This is a genomic window from Mycolicibacterium sp. P4_G11, from assembly GCF_056555145.1.
Genome location: NZ_JBFUJW010000003.1, coordinates 468,646 through 487,210 on the forward strand (window position 1 = coordinate 468,646; position 18,565 = coordinate 487,210).

The 18,565-nt window shown below is 65.1% G+C and carries 19 protein-coding genes; 6 read left to right on the plus strand and 13 right to left on the minus strand.

All coding sequences use genetic code 11. The annotated features are described in order from the left end of the window. Positions 1-10: 10 nt before the first annotated feature. From AC1U2B_RS08185 to AC1U2B_RS08205, 5 genes are all read right to left on the minus strand, one after another. Positions 11-466, minus strand: a complete 456-nt coding sequence (locus AC1U2B_RS08185) for a MarR family winged helix-turn-helix transcriptional regulator (RefSeq protein ID WP_043394913.1) — start codon at positions 464-466, stop codon at positions 11-13. After that, entirely contained in the window at positions 466-1,737 is a 1,272-nt protein-coding gene (locus AC1U2B_RS08190; RefSeq protein ID WP_480216391.1) for a metal-dependent hydrolase family protein, read from the minus strand. Before AC1U2B_RS08190 ends, AC1U2B_RS08185 begins: the two co-directional genes overlap by 1 nt. Then, entirely contained in the window at positions 1,734-2,063 is a 330-nt protein-coding gene (locus tag AC1U2B_RS08195; protein WP_480216392.1) for a hypothetical protein, read from the minus strand. Before AC1U2B_RS08195 ends, AC1U2B_RS08190 begins: the two co-directional genes overlap by 4 nt. 2 nt (positions 2,064-2,065) lie before the next feature. Then, positions 2,066-3,331 carry an aromatic ring-hydroxylating oxygenase subunit alpha gene (locus tag AC1U2B_RS08200; RefSeq protein ID WP_043394910.1) on the minus strand — a complete coding sequence of 422 codons (1,266 nt, stop codon included), beginning with the start codon at positions 3,329-3,331 and terminating at the stop codon, positions 2,066-2,068. A gap of 82 nt (positions 3,332-3,413) precedes the next feature. Beyond that, a complete protein-coding gene (locus AC1U2B_RS08205; RefSeq protein ID WP_043985394.1) occupies positions 3,414-4,016 on the minus strand; it encodes a TetR/AcrR family transcriptional regulator in 603 nt (200 codons plus the stop codon). Between the two features lie 90 nt (positions 4,017-4,106). Here AC1U2B_RS08205 and AC1U2B_RS08210 point away from each other — a divergent pair, with 90 nt between their 5' ends. Genes AC1U2B_RS08210 through AC1U2B_RS08235 form a run of 6 tightly spaced genes read left to right on the plus strand, consistent with a single transcriptional unit; the run spans position 4,107 to position 11,001 of the window. Then, the gene (locus AC1U2B_RS08210; protein WP_480216393.1) at positions 4,107-5,261 is read left to right on the plus strand and encodes a spirocyclase AveC family protein; all 1,155 of its coding nucleotides are present in this window, start codon (positions 4,107-4,109) and stop codon (positions 5,259-5,261) included. A 6-nt stretch (positions 5,262-5,267) separates the two neighbouring features. Next, positions 5,268-6,422, plus strand: coding sequence for a spirocyclase AveC family protein (locus tag AC1U2B_RS08215; protein ID WP_480216394.1), 1,155 nt, complete (start codon positions 5,268-5,270; stop codon positions 6,420-6,422). Between the two features lie 4 nt (positions 6,423-6,426). Then, on the plus strand, positions 6,427-7,242 hold the full coding sequence (locus AC1U2B_RS08220) for a CbbQ/NirQ/NorQ/GpvN family protein (RefSeq protein ID WP_110789013.1): 816 nt from the start codon (positions 6,427-6,429) through the stop codon (positions 7,240-7,242). Then, positions 7,239-8,948 (plus strand): nitric oxide reductase activation protein NorD, encoded by a 1,710-nt coding sequence (locus AC1U2B_RS08225; protein WP_480216395.1) that lies wholly within the window; start codon positions 7,239-7,241, stop codon positions 8,946-8,948. The genes AC1U2B_RS08220 and AC1U2B_RS08225 overlap by 4 nt, the downstream gene beginning before the upstream one ends. A gap of 56 nt (positions 8,949-9,004) precedes the next feature. Further along, complete coding sequence (locus tag AC1U2B_RS08230) at positions 9,005-10,033, plus strand: phosphotransferase family protein (RefSeq protein WP_480216396.1); 1,029 nt, start codon at positions 9,005-9,007, stop codon at positions 10,031-10,033. Continuing rightward, positions 10,030-11,001, plus strand: a complete 972-nt coding sequence (locus AC1U2B_RS08235) for an NADPH:quinone oxidoreductase family protein (RefSeq protein ID WP_480216397.1) — start codon at positions 10,030-10,032, stop codon at positions 10,999-11,001. Before AC1U2B_RS08230 ends, AC1U2B_RS08235 begins: the two co-directional genes overlap by 4 nt. Here AC1U2B_RS08235 and AC1U2B_RS08240 read toward each other — a convergent pair. The 8 genes from AC1U2B_RS08240 to AC1U2B_RS08275 all read right to left on the minus strand — a co-directional run bounded on the left by AC1U2B_RS08240 (position 10,998) and on the right by AC1U2B_RS08275 (position 18,562). Further along, complete coding sequence (locus AC1U2B_RS08240) at positions 10,998-11,495, minus strand: hypothetical protein (RefSeq protein WP_043985398.1); 498 nt, start codon at positions 11,493-11,495, stop codon at positions 10,998-11,000. The two genes, AC1U2B_RS08235 and AC1U2B_RS08240, sit on opposite strands and share 4 nt — an antisense overlap. After that, the gene (locus AC1U2B_RS08245) at positions 11,495-12,097 is read right to left on the minus strand and encodes a TetR/AcrR family transcriptional regulator (protein WP_480216398.1); all 603 of its coding nucleotides are present in this window, start codon (positions 12,095-12,097) and stop codon (positions 11,495-11,497) included. The genes AC1U2B_RS08240 and AC1U2B_RS08245 overlap by 1 nt, the downstream gene beginning before the upstream one ends. A 95-nt stretch (positions 12,098-12,192) precedes the next feature. Continuing rightward, entirely contained in the window at positions 12,193-13,341 is a 1,149-nt protein-coding gene (locus AC1U2B_RS08250; protein ID WP_480216399.1) for an acyl-CoA dehydrogenase family protein, read from the minus strand. Beyond that, positions 13,341-14,129, minus strand: coding sequence for an enoyl-CoA hydratase/isomerase family protein (locus tag AC1U2B_RS08255; RefSeq protein WP_480216400.1), 789 nt, complete (start codon positions 14,127-14,129; stop codon positions 13,341-13,343). The genes AC1U2B_RS08250 and AC1U2B_RS08255 overlap by 1 nt, the downstream gene beginning before the upstream one ends. After that, positions 14,126-15,292 carry a CaiB/BaiF CoA transferase family protein gene (locus AC1U2B_RS08260; protein WP_480216401.1) on the minus strand — a complete coding sequence of 389 codons (1,167 nt, stop codon included), beginning with the start codon at positions 15,290-15,292 and terminating at the stop codon, positions 14,126-14,128. The genes AC1U2B_RS08255 and AC1U2B_RS08260 overlap by 4 nt, the downstream gene beginning before the upstream one ends. A gap of 56 nt (positions 15,293-15,348) precedes the next feature. Further along, on the minus strand, positions 15,349-16,107 hold the full coding sequence (locus AC1U2B_RS08265; RefSeq protein WP_480216402.1) for an SDR family NAD(P)-dependent oxidoreductase: 759 nt from the start codon (positions 16,105-16,107) through the stop codon (positions 15,349-15,351). Continuing rightward, a complete protein-coding gene (locus AC1U2B_RS08270; RefSeq protein WP_043394882.1) occupies positions 16,107-17,273 on the minus strand; it encodes an acyl-CoA dehydrogenase family protein in 1,167 nt (388 codons plus the stop codon). Before AC1U2B_RS08270 ends, AC1U2B_RS08265 begins: the two co-directional genes overlap by 1 nt. 11 nt (positions 17,274-17,284) lie before the next feature. Next, the gene (locus tag AC1U2B_RS08275; RefSeq protein WP_480216403.1) at positions 17,285-18,562 is read right to left on the minus strand and encodes an amidohydrolase family protein; all 1,278 of its coding nucleotides are present in this window, start codon (positions 18,560-18,562) and stop codon (positions 17,285-17,287) included. Positions 18,563-18,565: the final 3 nt, after the last annotated feature.

The window sequence follows — 18,565 nt, forward strand, 5'->3', positions numbered from 1 at the left end:
CACCGCGTTACTACTCAGTCCCCACGTGGTCGTCGATGAGCTTGTTACCGGTGCCTTGTTCGACGACGCGCGTCAGCAGTCGCTTCAGGGTCTCCTGCTCGTCGGCAGTGAGGACGCCGAACACCGCTTCGTGCGCGTCCACCGCATCGCTGACGACGGCGCCGGCGGTAGCGCGGCCCTGTTCGGTCAGGAAGGCCTGCAGGATGCGCGCATGTTGGGGATCCGGCTTGCGTTCCACCAGCCCACGGTCTTCGAGCGACTTCAGCGCCAGCTGCACGCCCTGCGGGGTGATGAGCAATCGGCGCGCCAATTCCGCGCCGGACAGGCCGGGTTCGTTGGTGAGTTGGCGCAGCACACCGATCTGCGCGGTACTGACGCCGTGACTACTGACGGCTTCGTTCACCGAGGTCAGTGAGAAGTAGAACGCCTGCTTGAGGTGCCACAGGAGGTTTTCGTTCAAGTCCACTACGCACCTCCATCGACCTGCTTGTAGATCTGCCCCGCCTTCATCACGAAGCGTACGTCGAGCGTACTGGCGATATTGCGGGACACGTCCCCGGGGACGGCCACGATATCTGCGAGATAGCCCGGGGCCAGGCGTCCGAGTTCGTCATCGGCGTCGATGAGTTCGGCGCTGGTGACGGTCGCGGCGCGGATGGCCTGCATCGGCGTCATGCCGCGGTCGACGAGCGCGCACAATTCCTTGGCGTTCTGCCCGTGCGGAACCGCCGGGGCGTCGGTTCCGCAGGCGATGCGTACCCCCGCCGCAATGGCTTTCGGCAGCATCGCCTGCGCCTGCGGAAACACCACCTCGGCTTTCTTGCGCAGCTCGGGCGCGATGCGGTCGATGGCCATCGCCTCGGTGAGATAGGTGGTCGACACCAGGAACGTGCCGGTGTCGGCCATCAGCGCGATGGTTTCGTCGGTGGCGAGGAAACCATGCTCGATGCAGTCGATACCTGCTCGGATACAGGCCCGAATCGCACTGTCCCCCACCGCGTGTGCGGCCACCCGCACCCCCGCGCGGTGCGCTTCGTCGGCGATCGCGGCGAATTCGTCATCGGAGTATTGCTGCGCACCGGGCGCTGTGCTGTGCGACATCACCCCGCCGGAGGCCGAAACCTTGATCAGCTTGGCGCCATGACGGACCTGGTAACGCACGCAGGCCCGGACCTCGTCGACGCCGTTGGCGATGCCCTCACCGACGGACAGTGGCATGATGCCCGGCGCCAGGCGCTGGAACACCGTCGGGTCGAGGTGACCGCCGTAGGGCGTGACGGCGTGGCCGGCCGGGTAGATCCGGGGCCCGACGTGCCAGCCCTGCTCGATGGCCCGCATGAGAGCGACGTCCAGCAGGTAGCCGCCGGTCTTGACCATCAGCCCAAGGTTGCGGACTGTGGTGAACCCGGCTTCCAGCGTCGTGCGGGCGTTGACGGCGCCGCGCAGCGTCCGGTACGCCGGATCGTCCTGCACGCCGTGCATCGGACTCGGCAGCCCTTCCGGTCCACCGGGTCCGCCGATGAGCAGGTTGAGCTCCATGTCCATCAGGCCCGGCAGCAGTGTCACGTCGCCGAGGTCGACGATGACGGCCGAATCGGGCACTGGCTCAGCAGGATTGACGGCCTTGATCCGATTGCCCTCGACCACGATCACGGCCGGCGACCGCACTTCGCCGGTGTCGACGTCGGCCCAGCGCGCGGCCCGGAGAACAGTCACTGGCGCAATGGGAGCTGTCATGGGACCGGTTCGTAGACGCAGTCGAGCTTGGTGGCGCCGGAGTCGGGAACGCGCGGCTGCTTCCAGCACTCGACGGGGAACGACACCATGATCATGGAGTACAGCAGGTGCATGAGGTTCAGCACGTCCTCGGGCATGTCGTCGAGACCGAACTTGTCGCAGAACGCAATCGCGTCCTCGGCTCGTGGGGTGATCGCGTCGTAGAACGCCTGCATCTGCGCCATGGAGCTGTCGAGTCGCTTGGCGTAGCGCTGAGCCTCGGTAGACAGACACCACTCGGAAAATAGCTCCAGGTCGGCGAATTCAGCCGGCAGCCTTGCGGTCATGATCACACCCCCGCGGTCTTGCGCTGGTAATCCTCGATCCAGGCCGCGGTTTCGTGGTGCAGGTGACGGATCAGCACCTCCTGGTCGCACAGCAGGAACTCGTTGACGGAGCGGGACTCGATCATCGACTGGGTGGCCTCCAATGTGTTGGCGTCCTGCAGGCCGTACTCCTTGAAGGTCACCGCCGCGAGCTCCTGCCCGATGCGTTCACGGGGACTGCGTGGCTGCGGGAAGTACAGCGTGCACTCGAAGGTGTGGGTGTTGAACGACGTCGGCCAGTAGTGATAGGTCAGATACCAGCCCTGACCCCAGAACAGCACGACGAAGTTCGGGAACAACTGGAACGAATCCAGGCCCCACGGATCGCATTTCGCCGGATTGAGGCCGGCGGGCATCTCCCCCATATCGGGTGAGTCCCACGGCCCGAACAGGCCGCTCTGGCAGATGTCCTCCATGGGCTTGCGCATTTCGGCGCCCATCTCCCACACCCGCACCCCGGACGTGCTCACAAGCCGGTGCGGGCCATCGATGCGGTAGTGCGGCGCCTCGAAACCGGCCTGGGCCGCGGCCTTCGAGTAGTTGGTCGGCGACTGGTTCGCGTGTAGTACCGGTGCGTGGTAGAACTCCTGGAACGCGTCCATGTAGAGCTTCCAATTCGCTTTGACCTCAGAGCGATACGTGAACTTCGAGGTCAGCTTCTCGAACGGATAACCCTCCAGACCCAGGATCATCGGACCGAGAAAATCGCGCAGCGACTGCTCCGGTTCGGCGGCGAAGTTGACGAAGATGAAGCCTTCCCACACATCGCAGTGCACGGGCACCAGGCCGTACCGATCCTTGTCCAGGTCGAAGAACTCGCCCTCCTGCTGTACGAACGTCAGGTTGCCGTCGAGGTCGTACCGCCAGGCGTGGTACTTGCAGGTGAACTGCTTGCAGAAACCCTTGGTCTCCTCCAGCGGCATGTCGTTCCACACCAGTTTGTTGCCACGGTGCCGGCAGATGTTGTGAAAGGCCTTCACCTCACCGGCGTTGTTGCGCACCACGATGATCGAGGTACCCGCGACCTTGAGCTCTTTGGTGAAGTAGCTGCCCTTGCGTGGAAGTTGTTCAACACGACCGACATTCAGCCAGGCGCGCTTGAACACCGCCTTGCGCTCGATCTCGTACTGCTCGGGACTGATGGAGTCCTCGTATGACACCGGAGCGGTTCCCAGTCGCGGATAGTGTTCAGTCCAGCTGCCCTCGGGGGGCTTGGGGAACCGAGCCATGGCGCACTCCTCCTCGACGTGACGACACAGCCGACGGTATCTGCCGAATGCCCCAATGACAAGTAGTTGATATTCAGCGTCGTCAGGGGAACTTGATCGCCGAGACGTACATGTCGACCACCGGCCGGAACAGGTCGACACCGTCGAGCTCGTTGCTCAACACGATGGCATCACTGGTGGACAGCAGAATCTGGGCGAATGTCGAGGCGGGAATCAGCAGCGTGCCACCCAGGCGGTCGACGCCCTCGACGATGAAGCCGGCCAGTGCCTCGACCACCTCGGATCGCCTGGCCGCCACACGATCTCGCACTTCGGGGTTGCGCAGCAGGTACAGCGTGAACTCGTAGCCCAAGGCAGCATGCTCGGCGCCGCGGCCACGACTCAGCTCGAGCCAGCGCTCCGCGATCTCGTCGCGTTCGTGTGCCCCGACGTGCTCCGACCGCGACATCACCTCGGCGAACTGGTCGAAATACTGGCGCCAATAGCGGTCGTTGACCGCCAGGAACAGGTCTTCCTTGGTGGCGAAGTGCTTGTAGATCGCACCCTTGGTATAGCCGGCGGCGGAGGCGATCTCATCGAGAGTCGCTGGCGCGAAACCTTTTTCAGCGAAGACGTCCTCAGCTGCATCCAGCAGCAGCGAACGTGTGTGTTCCAGTCGCCGTTCCCGCGTCCAACGCTCCACCATGGAAAAATTCTGCCACAGATTCTTGGATTCCTATTGGAAACTCAGATACCCATGGGTATCTTCGAGACAACACGAACTCGAGGAGGCCTCGTGAGCGAGACCCTGAGCAATAAATCCACCGTTACCGAATCGCTGAGCGAAACCGCGAATCTCGGTGGCAGCCAAGCCCCGTCGAAACCCGTGAAGATCTGGGCGTTCTTCGGCGGCGCCCTACTGCTCTTCCAGATCTACGTGTGGACGCGCTGGGTCACCGGGCCCTATTTCGTCCGGGTGCCCGCCGGGCCGACGGACCCGCCCACGTTCATGAAGGTCATGCTCATGGTGAACTGCGCCTTCATGGTGGTGGGCTTCCCGGCCGCCGTGTGGTGGTTCCTCGTCAGGCCATGGCTGCGCGAGCGGCGCATCACGCTCGACGGGATGCTCTTCGTATCGTGCGCCCTGTTCTTCTTCCAGGATCCCCTGCTGAACTACTCCAACACCTGGTGCACGTACAACATGTGGCTCTGGAACCGGGGCTCCTGGACGTCGAACATCCCCAGCTGGATCTCCCCGGAATCGCCGGGACATCAAGTCGGAGAACCGCTCCCGATCAACATGCCCGGTTACGGCTTGGTGCTGGTGACGGTGATGGTCGGTTGCTTCGCGATGAAGAAGATCAAGTCGCGCCGGCCGAACATCAGCAACTTCCGATTGATCCTTGCGACATACGTTTTCTGCTTCTTCTTCGACTTTGTCATGGAGGCGCTGATCCTCCTGCCGATCGGGCTCTTCGTGTACCCCGGCGCGATTCAATCCGTGTCGTTCAACGCCGGCACCTACTACCAGTGGCCCGTCTACGAAGGGATCATGTGGGGCGCCGTCATGACCGCCCTGTGCTGTCTGCGGTTCTTCACCGATGACCGCGGTCGCACCGTGGTCGAGCGCGGACTCGATCACGTCCGCGGCGGGGTGTTCCGACAGCAACTGGTCCGGTTCCTCGCCATCTTCGCCGCCTGCAGTGGTGCGTTCTTCTTCTTCTACAACGTGCCCGCCCAGTGGTTCGGCCTGCACGCCGACCCGTGGCCCGAGGACGTCCAGAAGCGTTCGTACTTCAGCCAGAGCGTCTGCGACGAGCACACGCCCTGCCCGAACCCGGTACTGCCCATGCCGACAAAACGCTCCGGCTACATCAACGTCGACGGCAAGCTCGTCCTCCCGCCGGGGAAAGAGATGCCCAAGGACGCGCCCGTGCAGATCGGGAAGTGACGTCGCATGAGTGATCTGTCGCAGAAGAGAGCGGTTGTCACCGAATCGTTCAGCGGAACGACCGTCGGCACGCCCGCCAAGATCACGCCCGTGCGGATCTGGGCTGCCGTCGGCGGCGCGATCCTGGCGTTCCAGCTGTACGTCTGGATCCGGTGGGTGACGGGCCCGAACTTCGAGCGCGTCCCGGCCGGTCCGAGCGAGCCGCCGATGTACATGAAGGCGATCCTGTTCACCTGGACCGGAGTGATCATCGTCGGACTGCCGGTTGCGGTGTGGTGGTTCATCATCCGGCCCTGGCGGCGCGAGCGGCGCATCACGCTCGACGGCATGTTGTTGATCGCGTGCGGCCTGCTGTTCTTCCAGGACCCATTGCTGAACTACGTCAACACCTGGAGCACCTACAACACCTGGATGTGGAACCGCGGCTCCTGGGTACAGGACATCCCCGGCTGGATGTCGTTCGGCGAACCCGGCCGCATGATGGCCGAACCCTTCCTGATGAACGCACCGGGTTACTGCTTCGTCCTGCTGTGCACCATGCTCGGCTGCTGGGTGATGCGGAAGGCAAAGTCGAAGTGGCCCAACATCAATACGCTCGGGCTCATCGGCGTGGTGATCGTGTGGACCTTCTTCTTCGATTTCGTCATCGAAGGACTGTTCCTCATGCCGATGGGACTGTTCACCTACCCCGGTGCCATCCGGGCCCTGTCGGTCAATCCCGGGACCTACTACCAGTGGCCGATCTACGAGGGGCTCATGTGGGGCGGTGTGCAGGCGGGCCTGTGCTGCCTGCGGTACTTCACCGACGATCGCGGCCGCACCTTCGTCGAACGCGGGCTGGACACTGTCCGCGGTGGCTTTGTGACACAGCAGATCACGCGCTTCCTGGCGATCTTCGCCGCCTGCAGTGCGTTCTTCTTCGTCATGTACAACCTGCCCGCCCAGTGGTTCGCCATGCACCAGGATCCCTGGCCGGAAGACCTGTTGAAGCGCTCGTACTTCCTGATGGGCGTCTGCGGCGACGGCACCGATCGCGCCTGTCCCGATCCCTCGATCCCGATTCCGTTGCAGAACTCGAGCTACGTCAACATCCATGGCCAGTTGGTGACGCCCGATGGCGTCACGCTGCCGAAACTCGTTCCTGTCGAGAAGGGCAAATGACTTGATGAACAACACATCCGCAGTTGTCAGACCCGTGCCGAGCGCACCGTTCTACCGAGCCGTCGGCGACGAGGTGGAGGTCTTCCATGCGGCGGCCCGCCGTGGTCTGCCGGTGCTGTTGAAAGGCCCGACGGGATGCGGAAAGACGCGCTTCGTCGAGGCGATGGCGCACGAACTCGGGCGGGATCTGATCACCGTCGCCGGCCATGAGGACATGACGTCGGCAGACCTCGTCGGCCGGTTCCTGCTCAAAGGCGGTGAAACCGTCTGGGTGGACGGACCTTTGACACGAGCCGTTCGCGAGGGTGCCATCTGCTATCTCGACGAGATCGTGGAGGCGCGCCAGGACACCACCGTCGTCATCCATCCGCTGGCCGACCACCGCCGCGAGCTGCCGGTCGACCGGCTCGGCGTCACGCTGCCCGCAGCGCCGGGATTTCAGCTCGTCATCTCGTACAACCCCGGCTACCAGAGCGTCCTGAAGAACATCAAGGAATCGACCCGGCAGCGGTTTGTCGCCATCGAACTCGACTTCCCGCCGGCCGCGGCCGAGACGGAAATCGTGATGCACGAGGCCGGCATCGATGCCGAAACTGCCCGCAGCTTGGTCAAATTCGGCAACGCCATCCGCAACCTCGACGGCTCACCGCTTCGCGAAGTGGCGTCCACCCGCATGCTGATCCTGGCCGGCGAACTCGCCGCGGAAGGGCTCAGCCTGCGTAGCGCCGTGCAGTCGGCCGTCGTCAAGGTGCTCTCCGACGATCACGACATCGTCCGCGCGCTGGGCGAGCTCGCGGACGCCGTCCTCCCCCGGTCGTGACGAACTCCGCCGGCCCTGAGCAGTTTCGGCTCCTCGCCACCCATGTCGCCGGCCGACCGGTGGACATCGCCGAGGCACGGGCCGGCGACGCCGCCTGGACCGACGGTCAGGTCATCTACGTCTCCGCGGCCCCCGTGGCACAACAGCGCAGCGAGGTCCTGGTGCAGAGCGCGCTGCTCGGCGCGGGCAGCTTTGACGCACCGTTGCTGAAGGTTCTCCGCGGCCGCCCTGCGGTGGCGCGCCGCTATCTGGCGCTGGAAGGTCGCCGGGTCGTCGCCGAGTTGGTGCGTGAGCTTCCGCTCGCCGCCCAACTCGACGCCGGGGAGCCGCGCACCGCGAATGCCGATGAGTCGGTGCGAATCGCAAAGGGCCGCACGACCGTCGACGACGCGCCCGACTGGTTCGGCGTCATCAAGCCTGCTCGGCTACTGGCTTCACCGGTGGGTCCGGGCTCGCGGCCGACCAACAAGGACCTCCAGCTGAAGTTCGAGGTGCCGGATATCCAAGAGGAACTGGACGAGGACGACGACGCCGGGGAATCCGAGGACAGCAAGATCCTCAAGCTCTTCGAAGCTCCGATGGTCGGCTCCCGGACGGTGTCCGACTTCCTGTCCAAGCTGTTCGGCAGTTCGAAGGCGAAGGGTGACGACGCTGCCGGCGCCGAGATGCAGATCGGCAGCGTGCGGCGGGTCGGTACGGCCGGCCCGAACGCGCGGCCACTGCCGACGCAGATCCGGTTCACGGACGACGGCCGGCCCGGCGCCACCACCCTTGGCGTCGGTGGCGCCCTGCATCCGGAGTGGGACGTCTTCGCGGGCCGGTACAAAGAGGACTGGTGCCGGGTCATCGATTTTCCGCTCACCGCCGCCGCCCATGTTTCCGCGGCCGGGGTGCCGCACGACGATGTTCTGCGGCGACGTTTGTCGCGAATCGGACTCGGTCCCAAGGTTCTTCGTGGCCGGGCCGATGGCGACGAATTGGACATCGAAGCGCTGATCGACCTGTTCGTCGACCTGCGCTCCGGCTTCTCACCGCCCGAACACGTCTATCTGGAGCAACGCAAGCTCTCCCGCAATCTGGGAGTGCTCATCTTGGTCGATGCTTCGGGTTCGGCGACCGAAACCGACGCCGACGGTCTGGCGGTCCATGAGCACCAGCGCCGAGCGGCCGCGACGATGGCCGCGGTACTCGAGGAGCTCGGCGACCGCGTGGCCGTCTACGGTTTCCGGTCGCAGGGCCGGCATGCCGTGCACCTGCCCGCGATCAAGCCGTTCGGGCAGCGGTTCGGCGCGGTGGGGCGGGCTCGGCTGAATCAGCTTGAACCGTCTGGCTATACCCGGCTCGGCGCCGCCATCCGAGGCGCCGGCGAGATCCTCAAAGATCAAGCCGGTACGCCCAATCGGCTGCTCCTCGTGCTGTCGGACGGATTCCCCTACGACGACGGTTACGAGGGTCGCTACGCAGAAGCCGATGCCCACAAGGCGCTCGAAGAGTTGCGTATGGACGGCGTTGCCTGCCTGTGTCTTTCGATCGGCGGCGCAAGCGAGACCGAGGCGCTCGAGCGCGTCTTCGGCTCCGCCAGCTATGCCAGTGCCGGCACGCTGGCCGAGCTGAGCCCGCGCATGGATGAGTTGTTCCTGTCCTCCCTGCGGGAACTGGCGGCCCCGAAGCCGACGGGCAGTCAGACCGTGGTCTCAAGTACTTAACATTTGTCCCGCTGTGCGATATGACTGAATGGACAGCTTTCTCGTCATCCGCGCGAATGAGTGGGGCAATTGTGATCGACGTTGCGCGCCTTGCCGATTGGATGGACACGGCGGGGCTTCCTGGCGTGGGCGAACCACTCGAAGCCACGTACCTGTCCGGCGGCACGCAGAACGTCATCTACAAACTCGGTCGCGGCGACCACACCTGCGTTCTCCGCATGCCGCCGCCGGAGGCACCGCCCGACCGCGACAAGGGCATCCTGCGCGAATGGCGCATCATCGAAGCGCTCGACGGCACTGACGTGCCGCACACGGCCGCAGTCGGCGTGTGCGAGGACGCGACGGTGCTCGGCCGGCCGTTCTACCTGATGGGTCACGTCGATGGTTGGTCGCCGATGGACCAGCACGGCGTCTGGCCCGACCCGTTCGCCGGGGACGCCGCAGCACGTGCCGGGCTCTCGTACCAATTGGCCGAGGGCATCGCGCTGCTGTCCAAGGTCGATTGGAAAGCCAAGGGATTGCATGATCTCGGCCGTCCCGACGGCTTCCACGAGCGCCAGGTCGATCGCTGGATCGCCTTCTTCGAGCGCATCAAGGGTCGTGAAATCGACGGCCTGGACGTCACCACCGAGTGGCTGCGCGATCACCGGCCCCTCGACTTCATCCCCGGATTGATGCACGGTGACTACCAATTCGCCAACGTGATGTACCGGCACGGCGCGCCGGCGACCATGGCCGCCATCGTCGACTGGGAGATGGGCACGGTCGGCGATCCCAAGCTCGACCTCGGTTGGATGGTGCAGAGCTGGCCGGAGAACACCGACGTACCGTCGGCCATGAACTACGTCGACATGCGCGGGATGCCCTCGCGCACAGCGGTGGTCGACCACTACGCCAAGGTCTCCGGGCGCCAGGTCGACGACCTGGACTACTACCTGGTGCTGGCCAAGTGGAAGCTGGCGATCGTGCTGGAGCAGGGCTTCCAGCGTGCCGGCGACAACGAGAAGCTGCTGGCGTACGGACCTGTCATCACGGCACTGATGCGTGAAGCAGCCGAGCTCGCCGAGTCCAGCGACTACCGGTGAAAGCCGCCGTCTGTCCCGGCTACGGCCCGCCGGAAGTGGTGCGGGTCGACCATGTCCCGGCCCCCACCCTGTCCGCCGGGCAGGTCCGGGTCCGCGTCCATGTCGCCGCGGTCAACTTTCCCGACGTGCTGTTCATCGCGAATCAGTACCAGGTCACCGTCCCGGCACCGTTCGTACCCGGCAGCGAGTTCGCCGGCATCGTCACCGAAGTCGCCGATCCCACAGGTGATTTCGCGGCCGGTGACCGGGTGTCCGGCGCAGCGCTGCACGGCGCGTTCGCCGAAGAGGTGGTGGCACCTGCCCACGGACTGACCCGAATCCCCGACGGAGTCGACTACCGTACGGCCGCCGCATACGGCGTCGCGCACGGCACCGCCTATCACGCACTGCGGTCGGCGGCCAAAATCGGCCCCGGCCAGGAATTGGTGGTGCTCGGCGCCGGCGGCGGCGTCGGGTTGGCGTCCGTGCAACTGGGTGTCCTGCTCGGCGCGACGGTCACGGCAGTAGCGTCGTCGGATGAAAAGCTCGCGGCGGCAGCGTCATACGGGGCCACTCATCTGGTGCAGCATGGCTCCGCAGACCTGCGCAGCGCCTTGCGAGAGGCTGTCCCGGAGGGAGCGCACGCGGTCATCGACCCGGTGGGAGGCGATGTGGCCGAACCCGCGTTGCGGTCGCTGCGGCCCGGCGGCCGCTTCGTCACTGTCGGCTTCGCATCGGGTGTCATCCCCCGAATCCCCTTGAACCTGGTGCTCATCAAGGGTGCCCACGTCATCGGATTCCAGCTCCGCGACATCCCACCCGACGAATTCCGCCGCAACCGAAGCGAACTCGCCGACCTACTGGCCGACGGGCGGGTCGTGCCCCACGTCGGCGCCGTCTTCCCACTCGACGACGCCGCGCAGGCCCTTCGCCTCGTTGCCGACGGCAAGGCCATCGGCAAGGTCCTCATCGAGGTAGCTGCGGGTTAGCTCGCGGGGACGAGGTCGGCCGCGACCGAGGCCATCATGCCGATGCGGAACGTCTCGACCGAGCTCACCGCCCGCCGAATGCCACATGCGGCCAGCGCCTGGGACTTGAATGCCCTTGCCGCGGCGCTCAATTCATGATGCACGGCACCGATGCCGTGCAACTCGGCGGGACACGTCTCACCCCACAACGTCACCTCGGTCTGGCCGGCGGCCAACGCTGCCAGAACTCCCCCGCGTACCCGGGCGTCGGCGTCGAACAGGTGCGCGGCGACGGCCACCGTCTGCGGGTGCGGGCGGGCCCTGCCCTCGACCAACGCGGCCTCGAGGTCCTCGGCATGGACGCCCAGAATCTGCAGCGGGCGGTCATCCTCGTCGCAATCAGCGATCAGCACGGTGACATCCCAGCCGGCCGTCACCCGATCGAACAACCAGCCGCCGGCATTTTCGACGGCCTCCGCGACCGTAGCGGCCACGACGTCGAGGCGGTACCTCATCAGCGGGCCGTCGGAGCGAGATCCCGGCGTAACGACTCCACGTAGTCCTTGAACACGTCGGTCACCGGCACCGAAGGATCGAGTAACCATAATGTCTCCATTCCGTTGACAAAGGCCAAAATTTGCACCGCCTTGACGGCGGGGTCCATGTTGCTGCGATATCGGCCTGCCTCTTGGGCTTCCCGGATGCCGTCGCTGAGGATTCTGAGGGCGGCCTGGTAGCGCAGCAGCATGCGGTCGTGCAGCGGGGCGTCTGGCAGGATGTTTTCGATCAACAGCACGGCGAACGTGCCCACGAGTTCGGGTGATCGCTCGAACCGCTCGGGTACCCGCATCAGCTCTTCAATCAGGTCGCCACTGCGGTCGGCGTGGGCGTCGTCGTCGGCATCGCGGGCGTCGAGCACTGCGTGCAGCAGCTGCTCCTTGGATTCGAAGTGGTGCAGCAGGCCGGCCGGCGTGACCCCCGCTTCGCGGGCGATCTGCGCCAATGAGGTACTGCGCCAACCATTTCGGGCCAGCAGTCGTTGCGCGACCTCCAGGATCCGCGCCTTACGGTCGTCACCCTTGGCGAAGAGCGCGGCGTAGGGGCGAGGCTCCGTCACACCCGCTCCCTTCGGCCAAACCAACCTAGTGAACACACAGTAGGTTGGTTTCGCCGGTGTGACAAGGGTCTCAGCGAGATTGGTTCGCCGGTTGCCTACAGACCCAGCGATTTGGCGATGATCAGTTTCATCACCTCGCTCGTACCGGCGTAGATGCGGGCCACGCGGGCGTTCATGTAGAGCCGCGTGATCGGGTACTCCAGCATGTAGCCGTAGCCGCCGAACAACTGGACGCAGCGGTCGACCACGCGGGCCTGCACCTCGGTGCAGAACAGCTTCACCCGCGCGGCATCGGCACCGGACAACTCCCCCGCATTCAGCTCGCAGACGGCCTTGTCGACCATGGTCTGGGCCGCCTCGATCTCGGCCGACATCGCGGCGAGTTCGAACTTGGTGTTCTGGAACGACGCCACCGGCGTGCCGAATGCCTTGCGTTCCTTGACATATTCGATGGTTGTGGTCACCGCGGCGCGCGCCTGGCAGACAGACCCGACAGCAACCGTCATCCGCTCCTGTGGCAGGTTGTGGCCGAGGTAGCCGAACGCCTCGCCCTCCTCCCCCAGCAGGTTGGCCGCGGGCACCCGCACATCAGTGAAGGCGAGTTCGACGGTGTCCTGCTCCTTGCAGCCCATCTTGTCCAGCACCCGGCCCTTCTCGAAGCCCGGCATACCGTCCTCGACGACGAGCAGCGACAACCCTCGGCGCCGATTGTCGGGGTCGGTCGACGTCCGGGCCACCACGATGACCAGGTCGGCCAGCAGTCCGCCGGTGATGAAAGTCTTGGCACCGTTGAGCACATAGGTGTCGCCGTCGCGGACCGCGGTGGTGCGCACTCCGGCAAGGTCGGATCCCGTACCGGGCTCGGTCATGGCGATGGCGGTCAACAGGGTGCCGGCGGCAAGCCCCGGAAACCAGCGGACACGCTGTTCGTCGTTGGCGTAGTGCAGGAAGTACGGCAGGATCACGTCGAGTTGCGTGCGGACCGTCGACAACGTCACCAGCGCACGCGCCGCTTCCTCCTGCAGCACGACGTTGTAGCGGTAGTCAGGCAATCCCGATCCGCCGTGCTCCTCGGGGATGGCCATCCCCAGCATGCCCAATGAGCCCATCTGCTCGAAGATCGCACGGGGCATCTGGCCGGCCTTCTCCCAGTCGGCGAAGAACGGTTCGACCTCTTTGGCGACGAAGTCGCGGACCAGCTTGCGGAAGGCTTCGTGGTCCTCGGTGAACAGGTCGCGGCGCATCAAGACTCCAATCTGGGCACTGCCCATCGGCCGGTGAATGTCGGTTCCCGCTTGGCGGCGAACGCCGCGTATGCCTCGGCGGCGTCCGCGGTGGCGAAATTGACTGCCTGCGCGCGGGATTCGTTGGCCAGCGCTTCGCGCATCGTGGCGTCGGCACCCTGGTTCAGCAACGCCTTCGCCTGGCCGAGCGCGACCGGCGGCCCGGCCGCCAGCCGCGCCGCCAGCTCGTCGACGAACCCGTCGATCTCTGCGCCGGACACCACCCACGTCACCAGGTTCAGCGCCCGAGCCTCGTCGGCGTCGATCGTATCGGCCAGCAGCGCAAGCCTTTTGGCCTGCTGTAGGCCGACAATTTTGGGCAGCAACCACGAGCCACCGAGGTCCAGCGACAGCCCACGCTTCGAAAAGATCTGGGAGAACCGCGATTCCGGGGTGGCGACCACGAAGTCACAACCGAGCGCCAGGTTCCAGCCCGCACCGACGGCGACCCCGGTCACCTTGGCGATGGTGGGCAACGACAGTTCATGCAGCGCCACCGCGACATCGGTGAGCTTCTGCAGTTTGCGCAGTGGGTGGATGTCCTCCGGCTCCGAGATATCCGCTCCCGAGCAGAACGCGCCCCCGGCACCGGTGAGCACCACCGCACGTAAGTCCGGATCGCGGTCTGCGGCGCGTAGCTCCTCGGCCAGCCGCACCCACAGTTCGGGGTTGATGGCGTTCTTTCGTTCCGGACGATTCAGCGTCAAAGTGCGGACGCCGTCACGGTCCTCACACAGCAGCACACTCATCCGATGGCACCGCGTCGGCGCAGTCCGGCGATCTCCTCACCGGTGAAGCCGAATTCGGCCAGGATGGCATCGGTGTGCTGGCCGAGACCGGGCACCGCGCCCATCGGAAACTCGAAGCCGTCGATGATGGGCGGCGGCAGGATCGCGTCGATCGGGCCGGCAGGCGTGTCGACCCTGCGCCAGCGGTCACGCTCGGACAGTTGTGGGTGCACCAGCACCTCGCTGGGCAGGTTGTAGCGGGAGTTGCCGATGCCGGCTTCATCGGCGACCTTCTGAATATCAGCCAGATCGTTGGTGGCGCACCATGACCCGATCGCTTCGTTCAGTACATCGCGGTGTTCGCACCGGCTGGAGTTGGTGGCGAACCTGGCATCGTCGGCGAGGTCGGGACGGCCGATGATGTCGCGCGCCAGGCGCTGCCATTCGCGGTCATTGGTGGTGCCCAGCACTACGGTCTGGCCGTCAGCGGTTTCGAAGGCCCCGTACGGTGACACCGTCGGCGAGCTCATGCCGAGGGGCTGCTGGTCGATGCCGGAGTGCTGGGTGTAGGTCAGCGGATACCCCATCAGTTCTGTCATCGTGTCGAACAGACTGACGTTCACCCCGCCGCCACGGCGAGATCGCGAGTCACGGGAAAACAGCAGGGCCAGAATCGAAATCGCCGAGTACAGCCCCGACGAGATGTCGGCTACCGGCGGGCCGGGCTTGGCCGGTGCGCCGGCTTGCCCGGTGATGGCACACGTCCCCGACTCGGCCTGCACCAGCAGGTCGTAGGCCCGCTTGTGCGACAGCGGTCCACCGGCGCCGTAGCCGTCGATCTCGACGGCGATGACGCCGGGATGCGAGTCGGCCAAGTCGACGGGCGAGATGCCCAGTCGCGCAGTAGCGCCCGGCGCCAGGTTCGACACCAGGACATCCGCGCGGTCCAGTAGTCGATGCAGAATGGCCAGACCGTCGTCCGTCTTCAGATCGAGGGTCACCGATTCCTTGCCGCGGTTGGCCCAGACGAAGTGCGCCGCTTGACCTATCACGACGTCGTCGTAGTCGCGAGCGAAATCCCCGCCCTTCGGATTTTCCACCTTGATGACCCGGGCGCCGAAGTCTGCCAGGGTGCGGGTACACATCGGCGCGGACACGGCCTGTTCGAGGGCGATCACCGTCACGCCCGAAAGTGGTGCTGAGTCAGTCCCTCCGGTCGCTACGCTCCTACCCCCGAGGGTCACATCACCATCCCGCCGTCCACCGGCAACACCTGGCCGGTGATGTACGACGCCGCATCGGAAGCCATGAAGACGAACGCGCCGGCGACCTCGTCAGGAGCGGCCCAGCGCTTCATCGGGATGCGGTTCATCATGTTCGCCGCGAACTTCTCGTTGGTACGGATGGTCTCGGTCATCGGCGTTGCCGCCAGCGGGGCCAATGCGTTGACCGTGATGCTCTTCGACGCAAGCTCGCGTGCAAGCGATTTCGTGAACCCGATGATGCCGGCCTTGGCAGCCGAATAGTTGACCTGCCCGAGGGTCCCGGTCAGCCCGGCTGCCGACGTGACGTTGACGATGCGCCCGGTACCGTCCGTCGGGAGGTACGACAGTGCGGCCTGCGTGACGTTGAACGCGCCCATCACATGGATGTCGAACAGCAGCCGGAACGCATCCTGCGTCGTCTTCTCGAACATCGCAGGCTTGGTGACGCCGGCGTTGTTGATCAGGATGTGCAGCGCCCCGTCACCCAGTAGCGCCGCTTGCGCGACGGCAGCGTCTGCCGAATCGCGGTCCGAGACGTCGAGCGCGGCGGACTCAGCCCGGCCACCCTCCTGCGAAATACGTTCGGCCACAGCGGCAGCCGCGTCCTTGTCGAGATCGGTGACGAGCACAGCCGCCCCCGCGGCCGCCAGGGCGCCCGCCACCGCCGAGCCGATGCCCCCGGCGGCACCCGTGACCAGCGCCGAGCGCCCGGTCAGGTCGAAGTACGTCCTCATCAGTAGCTCCTCGGCAGTCCGAGCACATGTTCGCCGAGAAAGTTCAGGATCATCTCCTGGCTCACGGGTGCGATCTTCATCAGACGGGATTCCCGGAAGTACCGCGACACGTGGTACTCCTCGGAATATCCCATGCCGCCGTGCAATTGCAGGGCGCGGTCGGCCGCGGCGAATCCCGCGTCGGCACACAGGTATTTCGCGGTATTCGCCTCGCGCCCACAAGGTTTCCCGTTGTCGTAGAGCCACGTCGCCTTGCGCAGGATCAGCTCGGCCGCATCGAGGCGGGCCAGCGAGTCGGCCAGCGGGAACTGCAGGCCTTGGTTCATGCCGATCGGGCGGTTGAACACGTGGCGCTCGTTGCCGTACTTGACGGCCTTCTCCAGCGCGACCCGGCCGATGCCCAGAGCTTCGGCAGCGATGAGCATTCGCTCCGGGTTGAGCCCGTCGAGGATGTACTTGAACCCTTGGCCTTCCTCACCGACCCGGTGGGCCACCGGCACCATGAGGTCGTCGATGAAAACCTCATTGGAGCTGACGGCGTTGCGGCCCATCTTGCGGATCGGCCGGATGTCCACGTGGTCGCGGTCGAGGTCGGTCAGGAACAGCGTCATGCCGTCGGTCTTCTTGGTGACCTGGTCGTACGGCGTGGTGCGCGTCAGCAGCAGGATCTTCTCCGACTCAATGGCTTTGGAAATCCAGACTTTTCGGCCGTTGATGCGGTATTTGTCGCCCTCACGCTTGGCGAAGGTCGTGATGCGCGAGGTGTCCAGGCCCGCGCCAGGTTCGGTGACACCGAAACAGACGTGCAGGTCGCCGTTGACGATGCGCGGCAGCGTCTCCTTCTTCATCTCCTCCGAGCCGTGTTTGACGACCGGTTGCATACCGAAGATCGACAGGTGAATGGCACTGGCGCCGTTCATCGCAGCCCCGGACCGGGCCACTTCCTCGAGCAGCAGGGTCGCCTCGGTGATGCCGAGACCGTGCCCGCCGTACTCCTCCGGGATCGTCATGCCGAGCCAGCCGCCCTTGGCGATGGCGTCGTAGAACTCCTGGGGGAATTCGTGTGCCTGGTCCTTCTCCATCCAGTAGTGGTCGTCGAACTTGGCCGCCAACTCCGCTACCGATGACCGGATGAGTTCCTGATCTTCGGACAGCGCGAAGTTCATGCCCGATGAGGTCAACTGTTGGCCTCCGCCGCAGCGTGCAGCGCCTCACCCCGAGCGCCCTGGTCATGATGGCTGAGCGCCTGAATCGACACGTCGTGACCCTCGGCCGCCTTACGCAGCGCGCCCACGGTGGCCTGCTCACGCGAGATGTGCTGGAACGGATCGAAGTTGTACCAACGCATCGCGTTCTCGTGCGTGATCTTGTTGATCTCGTCGTCCGGAACACTGTTGGCGGACAACACGTCCCACAGTTCTTCGGGCGCACCCGGCCACATCGAGTCGCTGTGCGGGTAGTCGGCTTCCCAACAGATGTTGTCGATGCCGATGTTGTTGCGCAGCGTGACACCCACGGGGTCGCTGATGAAGCACGTCAGGAAGTGCTCACGGAACACCTCACTGGGAATCTTGCCCTTGAAGTCCTGCTTGGTCCAGGTCGAGTGCATCTCGTAAGTGCGGTCCGCGCGCTCGAGGAAGTACGGAATCCACCCGGTGCCACCCTCGGACAGCGCGATCTTGAGGTCCGGATATTCCTTGATGGGCCGCGACCACAACAGGTCGGCGGCAGCCTGCACGATATTCATGGGCTGCAGGGTGATCATGACGTCCAACGGGGCGTCGGGCGCGGTCATGACCAGCTTTCCCGACGACCCGATGTGGATGTTCATCACCATTCCGGTGTCGCACAGCGCTTCCCACAGCGGGTTCCAGTACGGATCGTGGAAGCTGGGGTATCCCATGGCCGCCGGGTTCTCCGTGAAGGTCAGCGCATGCACGCCCTTCTTGGCGACGCGCCGCACCTCCTGCGCGCACTTCTCGGCATTCCAGATCACCGGGATGGCCATCGGAATGAAACGAGCGGGGTAGGCACCACACCACTCGTCGATGTGCCAGTCGTTGTAGGCCTGCACCAGCGCGAGCGAGAAGTCCTCGTCCTCGGTGGCGAACAACCGGCCCGCGAAGCCGGGGAACGACGGGAAACAGATGGAGCCCAGGATGCCGCCGGCGTTCATGTCCTTGACCCGCTCGTCGACGTTGTAGCAGCCAGGCCGGATCTCATCGAGACCCTGCGGTTCCAGCCCGTACTCCTCCTTGGGGCGGCCGGCTACCGCGTTCAGCGCGACGTTCGGAATGACGACGTCGCGGAACTTCCACATGTCGCTGCCGTCGGCGTTGTGCACCAGGCGGGGCGCGTCGTCGAGGTACTTCGCGGGGAGGTGGTTCTTGAACATGTCCGGCGGTTCGACCAGATGGTCGTCCACGCTGATCAGGATCATGTCGTCCTTGTTCATTAC